13 protein-coding genes are annotated in these 13264 nt (G+C 70.4%); 6 read left to right on the plus strand and 7 right to left on the minus strand.

Annotation, left to right across the window (positions count from 1 at the left end):
- Positions 1 to 44: 44 nt before the first annotated feature.
- The gene (gene pstS / locus O1Q96_RS42875; protein WP_269253240.1) at positions 45 to 1172 is read right to left on the minus strand and encodes a phosphate ABC transporter substrate-binding protein PstS; all 1128 of its coding nucleotides are present in this window, start codon (positions 1170 to 1172) and stop codon (positions 45 to 47) included.
- 550 nt (positions 1173 to 1722) lie between these two features.
- Here pstS and O1Q96_RS42880 point away from each other — a divergent pair.
- The gene (locus O1Q96_RS42880; protein WP_269253241.1) at positions 1723 to 3276 is read left to right on the plus strand and encodes an FAD-binding oxidoreductase; all 1554 of its coding nucleotides are present in this window, start codon (positions 1723 to 1725) and stop codon (positions 3274 to 3276) included.
- Between the two features lie 90 nt (positions 3277 to 3366).
- Here O1Q96_RS42880 and O1Q96_RS42885 read toward each other — a convergent pair whose 3' ends face one another.
- The 4 genes from O1Q96_RS42885 to O1Q96_RS42900 form a co-directional block, all read right to left on the minus strand.
- Entirely contained in the window at positions 3367 to 4086 is a 720-nt protein-coding gene (locus tag O1Q96_RS42885; RefSeq protein ID WP_269253242.1) for a phosphatase PAP2 family protein, read from the minus strand.
- A gap of 182 nt (positions 4087 to 4268) precedes the next feature.
- Entirely contained in the window at positions 4269 to 5276 is a 1008-nt protein-coding gene (locus O1Q96_RS42890; protein WP_269253243.1) for a C40 family peptidase, read from the minus strand.
- 36 nt (positions 5277 to 5312) lie between these two features.
- The gene (locus tag O1Q96_RS42895) at positions 5313 to 7058 is read right to left on the minus strand and encodes a serine/threonine-protein kinase (RefSeq protein WP_269253244.1); all 1746 of its coding nucleotides are present in this window, start codon (positions 7056 to 7058) and stop codon (positions 5313 to 5315) included.
- A 22-nt stretch (positions 7059 to 7080) separates the two neighbouring features.
- Positions 7081 to 7842, minus strand: a complete 762-nt coding sequence (locus O1Q96_RS42900; RefSeq protein ID WP_269253245.1) for a trypsin-like peptidase domain-containing protein — start codon at positions 7840 to 7842, stop codon at positions 7081 to 7083.
- A 314-nt stretch (positions 7843 to 8156) separates the two neighbouring features.
- Between O1Q96_RS42900 and O1Q96_RS42905 the strand changes: the two genes are divergently transcribed.
- Genes O1Q96_RS42905 through O1Q96_RS42915 form a run of 3 tightly spaced genes read left to right on the plus strand, consistent with a single transcriptional unit; the run spans position 8157 to position 9467 of the window.
- Positions 8157 to 9002, plus strand: coding sequence for a helix-turn-helix domain-containing protein (locus O1Q96_RS42905; protein ID WP_269253246.1), 846 nt, complete (start codon positions 8157 to 8159; stop codon positions 9000 to 9002).
- Between the two features lie 11 nt (positions 9003 to 9013).
- Positions 9014 to 9205: a DUF397 domain-containing protein gene (locus tag O1Q96_RS42910; protein ID WP_269253247.1), complete on the plus strand. Its 192-nt coding sequence runs from the start codon at positions 9014 to 9016 to the stop codon at positions 9203 to 9205.
- A complete protein-coding gene (locus O1Q96_RS42915; RefSeq protein ID WP_269253248.1) occupies positions 9198 to 9467 on the plus strand; it encodes a DUF397 domain-containing protein in 270 nt (89 codons plus the stop codon). Before O1Q96_RS42910 ends, O1Q96_RS42915 begins: the two co-directional genes overlap by 8 nt.
- A gap of 6 nt (positions 9468 to 9473) precedes the next feature.
- Here the strand turns inward: O1Q96_RS42915 and O1Q96_RS42920 are convergent, their stop codons facing one another.
- Entirely contained in the window at positions 9474 to 10118 is a 645-nt protein-coding gene (locus O1Q96_RS42920; protein WP_269253249.1) for an SRPBCC family protein, read from the minus strand.
- 11 nt (positions 10119 to 10129) lie between these two features.
- A complete protein-coding gene (locus O1Q96_RS42925; protein WP_269253250.1) occupies positions 10130 to 10498 on the minus strand; it encodes an ArsR/SmtB family transcription factor in 369 nt (122 codons plus the stop codon).
- Positions 10499 to 10791: 293 nt separating this feature from the next.
- On the opposite strand from O1Q96_RS42925, the gene O1Q96_RS42930 reads away from it, so the two are divergent.
- Entirely contained in the window at positions 10792 to 12120 is a 1329-nt protein-coding gene (locus tag O1Q96_RS42930; RefSeq protein ID WP_269253251.1) for a S53 family peptidase, read from the plus strand.
- Between the two features lie 671 nt (positions 12121 to 12791).
- Complete coding sequence (locus O1Q96_RS42935) at positions 12792 to 13100, plus strand: hypothetical protein (RefSeq protein ID WP_217452740.1); 309 nt, start codon at positions 12792 to 12794, stop codon at positions 13098 to 13100.
- Positions 13101 to 13264 lie beyond the last annotated feature (164 nt).

Here is a 13264-nt window from a genome sequence, read left to right on the forward strand (position 1 = left end):
TGCGAAGTCCGGCCCCGCGGTGGGGGCCGGACCGCGCACTCGGGTCAGCTCAGACCGGCGACGGTCGTGCGGACCTTGGCGATGATCTCGGCGGGCATCGGCGCGTAGTCGATGTCAGCCAGCAGGTTCTGGCCGTCCTCACTCGCCATGTAGGTGAGGAGGGCCTTGGTGGCGGGAAGGGTTTCCGCCTTGTTGCCCTTGTCGCAGACGATCTCGTACGTGACCAGGACCATCGGGTAGGCGCCGTCGGCCTTGGTCGTGTAGTTCAGCTCGAGCGCGAGGTCCTTGCCCGTGCCGACGACCTTGGCGTCCGCGATGGCCTTGGTGGCGTTCTCGACGGTGGCCTCGACCGGGGCGCTGGCGCCCGTGTCGAGACTGACCGGCTTGACGCCGTCCTTGGCGTAGGACAGCTCCATGTAGCCGATGGCGCCGGAGGTCTGCTTCACCTGCTGGGCGACGCCGGAGGAGCCCGACGCGGCCTGGCCGCCCTTGGCCTGCCAGGCCTTGCCGCCCTCGTACTTCCAGTCGTCGGGGGCCGCGGCCTTCAGGTACTTGGTGAAGTTGTCCGTGGTGCCGGACTCGTCCGAGCGGTGGAACGCCTGGATCTTGAGGTCGGGCAGCTCCGCGTCCGGGTTCAGGTCCGCGATCGCCTTGTCGTTCCAGTTCGTGATCTTGCTGTCGAAGATCTGGGCGAGGGTCGGAGCGTCCAGCACGAGCTTGTCGACGCCCGGGACGTTGAAGCCGGCGGCGATCGGCCCACCGACCATCGGGAGGTTGAGGCCCTGGCCACCGGTGCAGACCTCCTTGGAGGCGGTGACCTCTTCGGGCTTCAGCGCGGAGTCGGAGCCGGCGAAGGCAACCTGGCCCTGGGTGAACGCCGTGATGCCGGCGCCCGAGCCGCCACCCTTGTAGTTGATCTGCACGCCCTTGCAGGCGGCCGTGAACTGCTTGACCCACGCGTCGATCGCGTTCTTCTGCGCGGACGAGCCGTCGGCGAGCAGCTGGCCCTTGGCGTCGTCACACTTGATGGAGCTGGCGCCGGCCGTCGAGCTGGGGTCGCTGCCACTGCCGCCGGTGTCGTCGGAGCCGCACGCCGTCAGCGCCAGGGCGCCGGAGACGGCGACAGCACCGAGGGAGAGGGCGCGAAGCCGGTTCTTGCGCTGAAGCTTCACTTTTCGGAGGTTCCTTCCAGGAGCCGCCGTCTGGTGGCGGCGTGCGATGTCGTGGTGCGGCCTCTTCGTCCGGACGAGACCGCTGTCATGCTGTTGTTCATCGACCGGCACGCGAGCTCGCTTCTGTCCGCACCACGCACCGTGTAAGGCTGAAATTAGGCAGAACAGGTGAAGCCGCCGATGGCCGTGAGTGAACGCAGGGTGAACCCCTGCCGTCAGTGCGGTGAGGTCACGGAACGCTTACGGGTAGAACACGTGAGGGTCCCGACTACCGGAAGCTCCTCCTTCGGAACGGCCGCCACCCCTGCACCCGCCTCCGGCGTCCCCGCCGCCCCGTCCGCCTCTGCCGACTCCTTCCCGGTGTCCCCGCGCCCCCGCGCCCGGCGGTCTCCCGGTCTCCTGGCCGAAAACACCGGGGTGGGCCGCCGGATCCGTCCGCGCGCCTGTCCTTCACCTCACCCCCGCGGGCCGACGCGATTCCCCGCCGCCGCCCGTGGAACCCGCCGTCCCGTGAGCCCGTCTCGCTTCACGGGAACAACGGGAGGCGCACATGCGACGGCGTACGTTCATGGGTGGCGGCGCCGCGGTCACGGCCACGGCGGTTTCGGCAGCGTGTTCCGGCGGGGGTTCCGGGTCGCTGCCGGGTGAGGGGGCGCGTACGTCCGGGGCATCGAGCAGGACGGCCGAAGGAGCCGCGGCGGGCGGCCTGAAGTCCCTGGCCCGTGACCTCGACGGGCCCTTGGTCCGCCCGGGCGACACCGACTGGGCGGCGGCCCGGCAGCTCTACAACACCCGCTACGACTCACTGAAGCCGACGGCGGTCGCGTACGTGGCCCACGCCGACGACATCCGCACGGCTCTCTCGTACGCCCGCGCCCACGACGTGCGCGTCTCGATCCGCAACGGCGGTCATTCGTACGCCGGTTGGTCCTCGGGGGACGGCCGCCTGATCGTCGACGTGTCGAAGCTCTCCCAGGTCCGGGCGTCCGGCGACGGGGCCGTGGTCGGCGCGGGCGCCAAGCTGATCGACGTCTATCGCGCGCTGGCCGCGAAGGGCGTGACGATTCCGGCGGGTTCCTGCCCGACGGTGGGCGTCTCGGGTCTGACACTGGGCGGCGGCCACGGGGTGGTGTCGAGGGCGTACGGCCTGACCTGCGACAGCCTCACCCAGGCGACCCTGGTCACGGCGGACGGCAGGCAGCTCACCGCGAACGCGACCGAGAACAAGGACCTGTTCTGGGCGCTGCGCGGCGCGGGCAACGGCAACTTCGGCATCGTCACCGAGCTGCGCTTCAGGACGCATCCCGCCCCGCGCGGTGTCTCGGCGTTCATGTCCTGGCCGTGGTCCAGGGCCGCCGCGGTCCTCGGGGCCTGGCAGGAGTGGGGCCCTGACCAGCCGGACGAGATCTGGTCCTCGTGCCACTTCGCGAACACGGCCGGCGGCACCCCCACGGTCTCTGTGTCCGCGTTCTCCCTCGGCACGTACGGCGAACTGCAGAACGCCGTCGACCGCCTCGCCGCCCGTATCGGCGCCCCCGCCCGCAGTGTCTCGCTCGAGCGCCGGTCGTACGAGGAGTCGATGGAGGTGTACGCGGGCTGCTCGACCTTCCCGGACGACGCCCAGTGCCACCTGCCGGGCGCGACACCGGGCCGCTCACCCGAGGGCGCGCTGGGCCGCGAGACGTACGCGGCGCGCTCGGACTTCTTCGACCGCTCGATCCCGGCGGCGGGTGTGCGGGCCCTGCTCTCCCGGATATCCGGGGTCCGGGGCGGTACGGGCAGCATCGCGCTCACCGCTCTGGGCGGCGCGGTCAACCGCGTCGACCCCTCGGCGACGGCGTTCGTCCACCGGCGCTCCCGCCTGCTGGCCCAGTACATCGCGGCCTGGCGTCCGGGCACATCCGGCACGGCGTCCCGGTCCTGGCTGGCGCAGGCCCACACGGCGATGCGCCCCCACGCCTCGGGCGCGGCCTACCAGAACTACACGGACCCGACCCTCACGAACTGGCGCAAGGCCTACTACGGCCAGGCGGCCCCCCGCCTGAAGACCGTGAAGACCCAGTACGACCCCCAGAACTTCTTCAAGTTCCCCCAGTCACTATGAGCCCGCCCCACCCCGCCCCGTCAGGGGCGCGGGGAACTGCGCGACCGGCCCCCACCGAGCGGCACCCGGCAACGAACACGGCAGCCCTGGCTACGCCGCAAGATCCCGCTGCTCAGCTTCGCTCCGAGCCCCGGGAAGCACATCCCCCTGCTCCCCGGCGGAGCTCTTCGCGGAGCTCTTCACGGAGCCACGCGCCCGGACCAGCCACCCCACCCGGGGCGACCTCTCCACCGCTCTCACGACCGGCGTCAGCAAAGCCATGGCGAGCGGTGAAAGCAGCAGAACCACCGCGGTGCCGAGAGCGAATCCGCCGATGACATCCGTCGGATAGTGCACGCCCATATAAACCCGGCAGAAGCCGCCGAACAGCGCGAGCCCTATCCCGACGAGCCCGAACTTCCGGTTCGCGACAAAAAGCCCGACACCCATCGCCATCATGAGAGTCGAATGGTCGCTCACGAACGAATAGTCGCTCTTGCCGCCGATAAGGACTTCCAGGCCCTCGTGGTCCACAAAGGGCCGGGGTCGTTCGACAAAGCCCCGTATCGGCACGTTCACGAGTACGGCGACCGCGGCCGCCAGCGGCGCCCAGATCAGCGAGGCCACGGAAGAGGCGGCGTCTTCTCCGCCCCGCCGTCGCACGCCCCACCAGCACCACAGCACCAGCAGGACCATGACGAGCAGGAGCCCCCACTCGCCCACGAACTCCATGACGCGGTCGAACCAGTGCGGCGCGTCTTTGGCGAGACCATTGATGTCATAGAGCAAGTCGACGTCTGGGTTCGACCCGGAATCGGCGAGTCCAGCCATGGTGCAACGGCCCTTCGTCGTCATCTTTCCGACGCACCCCACCGGATGCGCCGCGCCACAACCCCCGTCGTCGGCTACAGGAACAGGAACGCACACTCCCCTTCAATACGTTCCACCCTCCACCGAATGATCACTCAGACGTTATCTAAGAGAGATACATCGCTGCAGCTCAGGGGAGGGTTTCACACAGAGGTGGGCAATGCTTTCGCGCCATCTTCGGTCACGCGGGTCGCCCCGAAGTAGTCGGGGGTGTCGATGGGGTCGAACCGGATCACGGCACCCGGCCGGGGCGCGTTGATCATGTACCCGCCCCCGACGTAGATGCCCACGTGCCGGATGGCCCGGGAGTTGGTGAGGTCGTCCGAGAAGAAGACCAGGTCCCCCGGCAGCAGCTCGCTCCGCTTGGGGTGCGGCCCGGCGTTGTACTGGTCGTTCGCCACCCGGGGCAGCGTGATCCCCACACTTTCGTAGCTGGCCTTGGTCAGCCCCGAGCAGTCGAAGCGTCCTCCCTGGTCAGCGGTGCCGTTACCGCCCCAGAGGTACAGCGTCCCGAGCTTCTGCTGCGCGTAGTGGATGGCCGCGGCGGCCTGCTGCGAGGGCTGCACACGACCGACCGGAGCGGCGAAACTCTGCTCCAGCGTCGTGATCGTCTTCACGTAGTTCTGCGTTTCCTTGTACGGCGGAACGCCCCCGTACTTGATGACGGCGTACGCCCCCGCGTTGTACGCGGCGAGCATGTTCGCCGTCGGGTCCCCGGGTGCGTCCTTGACGTACTTGGCGAGCGTGCAGTCGTACTTCGCGGCCGACGGAATCGCGTCATTCGGGTCCCATACGTCGCGGTCACCGTCGCCGTCGCCGTCGATTCCGTGCGTGGCCCACGTACCGGGGATGAATTGCGCTATCCCCTGCGCGGCGGCGGGACTCTTGGCGGTGGGATTGAACCCGCTCTCCTGATACAACTGCGCGGCGAGAAGCGCCGGGTTGATCGCGCTGCACAGATTGCCCCACTTCCGCACGAGCGACTGGTACGCCGCCGGTACGGCCCCCTTGGCCAGTCCGACGGCCCCCGGCCCCACGCCGTTGGCGAGGTTCCCGGCGACCATGTAGACCCCGACGACCAGCACCATGACGAAGCTGAGCCCCGCCCCCATGGCAGCGGCCGCCACGATCCAGGCCTTACGCACCGTCAACCGCCCTCCGCAGCTCCGGAATTCGCCGACACCAGTCTAGGAGCTTCCCACCCGGAAGCCGGTGCAACCGATGCTCTCGTAGTCGGTGGAACTTCCCCCGACGTGATAGAAGACCGCGGTCCAGTCGCCCGGGTCGTTGGTGACGGGGATCGCGTCCTCGGTCCGACCGGCCCGGTGCTGCCGGAAGTCGTCGGGATAGGTCAGCTCGACGTACCCGCCGCTGCGCCGTTGCCGGTAGATGTCCACGGGCTTGCTGGTGTAGCCGATCGTCTTGTTGGGGCCCATCACGTCCACGTACGGCCGGCCCGTGTCGGGGTCGATGTCGTGGGGCGGCTTCACACCGACCGAGACGTAGTACGGCTCGGGCGCCTTGTTCTTCAGCTCCGCGTACTTGAAGCGGAAGGAGATCTTCGCCCTGCCGCTCACATCGGCGCGCGTGGGCTGGTCCGCGTCGCGCGCGCTGTACTGGAGTTCCTCCGGCGGAGGGACCGCGCCGATCTGAGCGCACTGGCCGATGCCGCGTGCCGCTTCGTCCGGCTTCTCGGAGAGCGTCCATATGTCACGGGAGATCCTGTTGTCCTCGATGTACGCCGGGACCTTCCGCGCCCCGGCGCCCGCCGAGCCCGACGGAGAGGCCGACGACCCGCCGCCGCCCCCCTCGTTCCCGCCGCCGTCGGGCAGCATCTGCCAGGCGACGATCGACCCGGCGCCCAGCACCACGGCGCCCACGACCCCCGCGACCAGCCGGGTACGCCGCGCCCGCGCGGACGCCTGCGGGGCGGCGGCCGGCACGACCGTCGGTACGTATCCGGGCACGGCCGTCGGTACGTATCCGGGCCCGACCGTGGGCCGGTGGGCCGGCGGAGTCGCCGTCCCGTGCCCGGCGGGGACCAGCCCGGCGGCGACGGCCGCCGGGAGGTCGGGCGGCGCGGTGTCGCCGCTGTCGGCCAGCGGCCGGTAGAAGGGGTCGTCGGCGAGCGCGGCCGAGACCGCGCAGCGGGCGATGACCGTGTCGAGGGCGGGCCGTCCGGCCGGCTCCTTCGCGACGCACTCCCGGATCAGCGCGGCAAGTCCCGCTTCGGTACCGGTCACGTCGACGTCCTCGTGGACGGCCCGGTAGGAGACGGCGTGCGCGTGTCCCGCCCCGAAGGGCGCCCGGCCGGTCGCCGCGTACGCCATCGTCGCGCCCAGCGCGAACACGTCCGCCGCCGGGCCCACCTCGTTGCTCCGCAGCACTTCCGGCGCGGTGAATCCGGGCGTGCCCGGGGTGAGTCCGGTCCGGGTGAGCCCCGTGTCCGCCGTGCCCCGCGCGATGCCGAAGTCGATGAGCAGCGGCCCCTGCGGCGAGAGGATCACGTTCTGCGGTTTCAGGTCCCGGTGCGTCACCCCGTACCCGTGCACGCTCGCCAGCGCCTCCGCCAGGGCCGCGAACAGCCGTCGCGCGCTGTCCGCGGGAAACGGCCCCCGCCCGGCCACCGCCGCGCTCAGCGTCGGCCCCGGCACGTACTCGGTGGCCAGCCAGAGGGGAGCGGCGTCCAGCGACGCGTCGATCAGGTTCGCCGTGTACGCGCTGCGCACCACCCGCGCGGTCTCCACCTCGCGCCGGAACCGTGCCAGTGCCTCCGGATCGTCGGTGATCTCGTCCCGGATCACCTTGATCGCCACGAGCCGCCCACCGGGCGACCGCCCGAGGTACACCTGCCCCATCCCGCCCGCGCCCAGCCGCGCGAGCAGCGTGTACGCGCCTATGTGAGCGGGGTCCCGTTCTCTCAGTGCCTGCACCGAACTGACCTTTTCACACAGGTCACTTCGTCGCCTCCTGATACAGCGCGGCGGTCTCGGCCCCGAGGACGGCGCTGTACGAGACGTCGTCGGTGGTGCCGCCCTCCTGGAACCCGCCCAGCACTCCGACGATCCGCCCCCGCGCGTCGGTCCACGGGCTGCCACTGGTGCCCCCGCTGTATCCCGGACACTCGATGCGCTGCTGGCCGCCGCCGTACGCGGTGGACGTGGCCGTGCACCTCACGGGCGTCTCGCGCACCTTGGGATACCCGACGACGGTGACCGCCCCGCCCACCGGGCTCCGGCCCCGCCCGGCGAGCAGCCGGTCGGCCCCCACGACGTCCTCGACCTCGGCGCCGCCCTTCGAACCGCCCTTCTGGCCGCCCGTGGGGACGACCCGGGCGAACGCCACGTCGCTGTCCTCGTCCTGGCTCTCCTTCCACCCGTCGGCGAGGTACGTCCGCGTCACGGTCCACTTCCCGTACGGCGCCTCCCCGCCCCGGTATCCGGGCACGAAGACGATGTCCCCGCCCCCGCTCAGACAGTGGGCGGCCGTGACGACGAGGTCCCGCCGCGGGCTGTGCACGACGGAGGCGGTGCAGTAGTGCTCCCCGCCGCTGACGAGCACGCCCACCCGGGCGTCGGCGGCGGTCGCGGGAGCCGTCGCGGTGACGCCGAGCCGTTCGGGCGTACGCGCCCGGGTGTGCGCGGCCGCCACGGGAACCGACCCGGTGGCCAGCAGCGCGACGGCGACGAGGAAGGGGAGACGGGTGGGACGCTTCATCGCGGAAGAGCCTTGCCCGGCGGAGTGAGAGAAACCCCGGACCCGTCTGAGAATCCCGTGTGAACCACCAGGTCGTCGAAGCCGCGGGGGACGGCAGGGTCGGAGTCCCACACACCGATGCGGAGCCGCCCGGGTTCGGCGGTACGCAGGTACCGCCCGGGTTCGGCGGTACGCAGATGCAGGGCGTAGGGGCCGTGGGTGTGAAGGTGGGCGTTGGCCAGCAGTAGGTAGCGGCACCTGAGTACGTTCTTACTCGAATCCTCAGGAAGCTCTGATCAACCACTCGTGTGAGTGAAGAGGAGGCGAGGCAACCCGTGAGAAGCAACCCGACGGGTCGTCAACTCCGTCTGGGCACCGAGCTGCGCAAGCTCCGGGAGCGGGCGGGCCTCACGTCCACCCAGGCCGGCCGACTGTTCGGCGTGCAGCAGAACCAGATCAGCAACGTGGAGGCCGGGCGCACAGGTGTCAGCCCGGAACGAGTGCGCACCATGGCCTGCCAGTACGACTGCGGGGACAAGGACTTGGTCGACGCGCTCAGCGACATGGCGGCCGGGCGGGCGCGCGGCTGGTGGGAGGAGTACCGGGAACTCCTGCCCGCCGTACTGCTCGACCTCGCCGAGGTCGAGCACCACTCCACGCGGCTGCGCACCGCCGTCACCGTGCACATCCCCGGCCTCTTCCAGACCACGGACTACGCACGTGAGATCTTCCGCCAGGACGTACCTGAGATGTCCCCGCCCGACATCGAACACCGGGTGTCCTTCCGCGTGAAGCGCCAGGCCGTGCTCCACCGGGACTCACCCACCCCGCACCAGGCGATCATCCACGAGGCAGCCCTGCGCATGAAGTTCGGCGGCCCGACGGTGACCCGGACCCAGCTCCGACACCTGCTGGACATGGGCGAGCGGGACCACATCACCCTCCACGTGATCCCGTTCGACGCCGGTACCTTCCCGGGGTCGGGCCAGTCCATCTACTACTCCGACGGACCCGTGCCGCAGCTCGACACCGTGAACCTCGACCAGTCCCACGGCCCGGCGTTCCTCGACTCCGAGGCCCAGCTCGACATGTACCGCGTACTGCTGGACCGCATGGAGGCGAGCGCACTGCCGCCCGCGCAGTCGCGGGACTTCATCCACAAAGTCGTCCAGCACCTGTGAGGAATCCCAAGATGCCCGAGCCCACCTGGCAGAAGTCGTCCTTCTGTGCCCAGGGCAACTCCTGCGTACACATAGCCGCCTCCCCCACCGGCGCCGTCCGGCTCACCGAGAGCGGCGACCCCGCCCACTCCGTGCTCGGGGCCTCCCCACGGGCCTTCGCCGCCCTCGTCCGCGTGCTCAAGGAGAAGCCGGCCCATGTCTGACCTCCCCACGGACCTCACCTGGGAACGCGCCGCGCCGCCGGAGGCGACCGGCCCGGGCCCCTGGATCGAGCTGGCCTTCGGCCCGGGCGACCTCGTTTACATCCGCGAGACCAGCGACCCCGAGACCGTCGTCACGACCACCCGGAAGAAGTGGGACGCCTTCGTACTCGGCGTACAGGCGGGCGAGTTCGACCACTTCGTCGAGGGCGTCGACATCGACGGGCCCGGCGCCGGGGACAGGGACGGGGACGGCACGACCTGACCGACGTCAGTCGGACTCGGCGTCGGCGCCGGTGTACGCGGCCGTCGTGCGGTCAGCCTTCGCCCGGGCGACCTCCTCGGCCTCGCCGCCGGAGACACTCGCCGCGTACCAGCGCTCACTGCTCAGGGTGACGAACCGGAGCCCTTCCTCGCTCCCGAACCAGGCCATGGCCTCCTGCGCGTCCACGGCCGCGCCGGAGGCCAGGTGCAGGGTGAGCCCGATGAGGGCCATGTCCCAGCCGATTCCGACCGCGCCGGGCCCGAACTGCGCCCACTTCTCGTCGTCGTCGGGTGCGATGTGGTCCAGCTCCAACCGCGCGCCGCCGTCCGCCGCCGGGGTCAGCCGGACCTCGATCCAGCTGACGTTCCCGTCGAACTCCCAGGTGGCGGAGAAACCCTTCGGCGGGTCGCACCGCTCGACGGTGCCGTTGGCGTTGCCCTCCAGCTGGTACGTGCCGCCGGGCCGGAGGTCGCCTGACACGGGCAGGAACCAGCGGGGGATCCGCACCGGGTTGGTGCAGGCGTCCCAGAGATCGTCGACGGTCGTGTCGTACGTCTGGCTCAGGGTCACCACGTGTCCCTCGCCGGTCTCGATGACACGGCTGCCGACATGGCGCCGCACGGCGTTGATCTGATGGGTGACGTCGATCATGGGGGTGTCCTTCACTGTGAGGGTCGGTCGTCGCCGTCGCCGGACCGCTCGCCGAGCCGGCGCTCGCGTTTGCCCCGGGCCACCTCGGTGGCCAGGGCGTCCAGGTGGGACGTCCAGAAACGCCGGAAGCGGTCGAGCCAGGCGTCTATGTCGCGCAGGGGATCGGAGTTCACGGCGTAGAGCCGACGGGTGCCTTCCGGCCTGACCGTGGCGAAGCCGTTCTCCCGCAGGACCTTGAGGTGCTGCGAGACACCGGGCTGCGATATCCCGAACTCGTCCCTGATGACCTCGCTCACCGCCCCGGAACTCTTCTCCCCGTCGGCGAGCAGCTCCAGGATGCGGCGGCGTACGGGGTCGCCGAGTACGTCGAATGCGTGCACGACCCCAAGCTATCAGCCTTGACTTATATAAGCACGTGCGAATATTGCTGCGGCCCGCCGACCCTGTGAGTCCGGTCAAGTCACAGCCAGCGCCTTGCCATCGCACAGCCATTGATCAGTAAGGCGCGGGCCGGGTTCGGTAAGGCGGAGGTCAGGATTCCAGAACGCTCCTTGTTGTCACGTACCCAACAAGGAATGGTCGTCCGCGGGCCGCTCGGCCCTCCGCCGGGGACACCGCACCGGCGGGACCGCACCCGCGCTGCTCCTGTCAACCACGCCCAGGAGGCTGTCCGTTGCGTACCACCACCCCCCACACCACCTCGAACAGACGCTCCATATGCGGCAGATGGAGCCGCCTCGGCTCCGTCTCCGTCGCCACCGCCGCACTGCTCCTCGCCGGGTTCGGCGCCGCCGGCCACGCGGCCGCCGCACCGGCCGCCCCCGCCAAACCGACGGCCGGCAAGGTGACCTGGAGCCGCGCCTGCGCCACACCCCGGAAGGGACTGATGGCCTGCAAGGCGCTGCGCGTCACCGGCGGCACGACCGCATTCCAAAGGGCCGAGGCCAGGACGGACGGCGTCGCACCCAGGGCCGCGGACGCCTCCACCCCCTCCGGCTACGGCCCGGGCGACCTCCAGAACGCGTACGGCTTGACGTCCGCCGCCGCCTCCAGGGGCTCCGGCGAGACGATCGCCATCGTGGACGCGTACGACGACCCGAACGCCGAGGCCGACCTCGCCACGTACCGCTCGCACTACGGCCTCTCCGCCTGCACCACGGCCAACGGCTGCTTCAGGAAGGTCGGCCAGACCGGCTCCACGACCTCCCTCCCCACCGCCGACAGCGGCTGGGCCCAGGAGATCTCCCTCGACCTCGACATGGCGAGCGCGACCTGCCCGAACTGCGCCATCCTCCTCGTCGAGGCCAAGTCGTCCTCCATGGCCGACCTCGGCACGGCGGTGAACAGGGCCGTGACCCTCGGCGCGAAGTTCGTGTCCAACAGCTACGGCGGCGGCGAGTCGTCCTCCGACGCCTCCTACGACACCTCGTACTTCAAGCACCCCGGCGTCGCGATCACGGTCAGCGCGGGAGACAGCGGCTACGGCGCCGAGTACCCGGCGTCCTCCCAGTACGTGACCGCGGTCGGCGGCACGGCCCTCTCCTCCGACTCCTCCGGCCGCGGCTGGACCGAGAAGGTCTGGTCGACCAGCAGCACCGAGGGCACCGGCTCCGGCTGCTCCGCGTACGACACGAAGCCGAACTGGCAGACGGACACGGGCTGCGCCAAGCGCGCCGTCTCGGACGTGTCCGCGGTCGCCGACCCGGCGACCGGCGTCTCGGTCTACGACTCCTACGGCGTCACCGCGGGCTGGTACACCTTCGGCGGCACCAGCGCCTCGGCCCCGGTCATCGCGGGTGTGTACGCCCTCGCCGGCACCCCCACCGCCAGCTCCTACCCGGCGAAGTTCCCGTACACGGCGGCCGGCACGTCCTCCCTCAACGACGTGACGAGCGGCAGCAACGGCACCTGCGCCACGGCCTACCTCTGCACGGCGAGGGCGGGCTACGACGGCCCGACCGGCCTGGGCACCCCCCAGGGCCTCGCGGCCTTCACCGGCTGACCGTCACGGCCCGGCCGTCACCGTCCGCGATCACCGCCGGCGAGCACAGGCGGCGACCGGAGCCGACCGCCACGTCGAGCGATCACAACCGACCGTCACCTCCGAACGACCGGACCCATGGGCCGCGGCATCCGCCGCGGCCCATGGCCGTTCCCGGCGGCCGCCCCCGGCAGGAGGGACCGTACGAAGGACCATGAGAGGGCCCGCACCTGACACCCCGGCACATCGCACCGCCCCACCCGGGATAGCCTTCACCGAGCGGACAGCGGGCGGCGTCTACTCACCAGGAGACGTCCGGCCCGGAGTACATCGGCACGACGGACCGGCGCACATGGGACGGCGTCGGGCTCGGTGGACGGGCGGAGTCGGCCCCCACGAAGCGGTAGTCGCGTAAGAGGGGCTAACGACGGAACCACACCACAGGTTCCGGTTCGACTTCATTGCCCGGCGTGACCTGCCGTGATACACAGAGTGACCATACGCCTTCTCACACACCGTCCCCCGCGCCCGGAAGGGTCCCGCGAGGGCCGGTCACAAGAGATTCGTACGAAACCCGCCAATCAATGACGCCAAGTCGACATGCGAGAGCGTCTTTGTCAGCGAGAATGACCCTGACCTCTGCGCAGAGTGGCAGGGGGTGCAGAACAACCCACTAGGGGCGGTGACTTACCATGCTTTTCGCAGCCGAAAAGGGCGACATCAACACGATCATCGGCGGAATCGCCCCGGACTGGGGCCCGTTCGGCAGCCTGGGCAACGAGGCACGGATCATGATCGAGGTCGTGATGGCGGTCGCCATCCTGCTGTGCCTCGGCATCGCGATCTGGGGTGCGGCGAAGCAGCGCATCGGTGCCACGGCCCTGCGCGACACGTTCAGCGCGGAGCAGGGCAAGGGCTTGATCGTCGCGGGTCTCACCGGGGTCTTCATCATCGGTTCACTCGGCACGCTCTTCACCATCGTGTACGGCATGGCCGTCTAGGCGGCCGCCGGCTCGGCGGCCTCCGACCCGGCCGGGCACACCCGGTCCCTCCCCCACCCCACCCGTCCGTCGTGCCCACCGGCTGAGGTTGCTTTTCCCTGATGTCGAGTCACCACACCGCGTCCGCGCGGGAACCAGCGGGGCTACCGTCGTACTACGCGGTT

The organism is Streptomyces aurantiacus (genome assembly GCF_027107535.1).
In the GTDB taxonomy this organism is placed as follows: Bacteria; Actinomycetota; Actinomycetes; order Streptomycetales; family Streptomycetaceae; genus Streptomyces.

Coding starts and splice junctions, on each gene's coding strand:
- O1Q96_RS42880 (WP_269253241.1), top strand. CDS start 1,723: ATGCGACGGCGTACGTTCATGGGTGGCGGCGCCGCGGTCACGGCCACG.
- O1Q96_RS42885 (WP_269253242.1), bottom strand. CDS start 4,086: ATGGCTGGACTCGCCGATTCCGGGTCGAACCCAGACGTCGACTTGCTC.
- O1Q96_RS42900 (WP_269253245.1), bottom strand. CDS start 7,842: ATGAAGCGTCCCACCCGTCTCCCCTTCCTCGTCGCCGTCGCGCTGCTG.
- O1Q96_RS42910 (WP_269253247.1), top strand. CDS start 9,014: ATGCCCGAGCCCACCTGGCAGAAGTCGTCCTTCTGTGCCCAGGGCAAC.
- O1Q96_RS42915 (WP_269253248.1), top strand. CDS start 9,198: ATGTCTGACCTCCCCACGGACCTCACCTGGGAACGCGCCGCGCCGCCG.
- O1Q96_RS42920 (WP_269253249.1), bottom strand. CDS start 10,118: ATGATCGACGTCACCCATCAGATCAACGCCGTGCGGCGCCATGTCGGC.
- O1Q96_RS42935 (WP_217452740.1), top strand. CDS start 12,792: ATGCTTTTCGCAGCCGAAAAGGGCGACATCAACACGATCATCGGCGGA.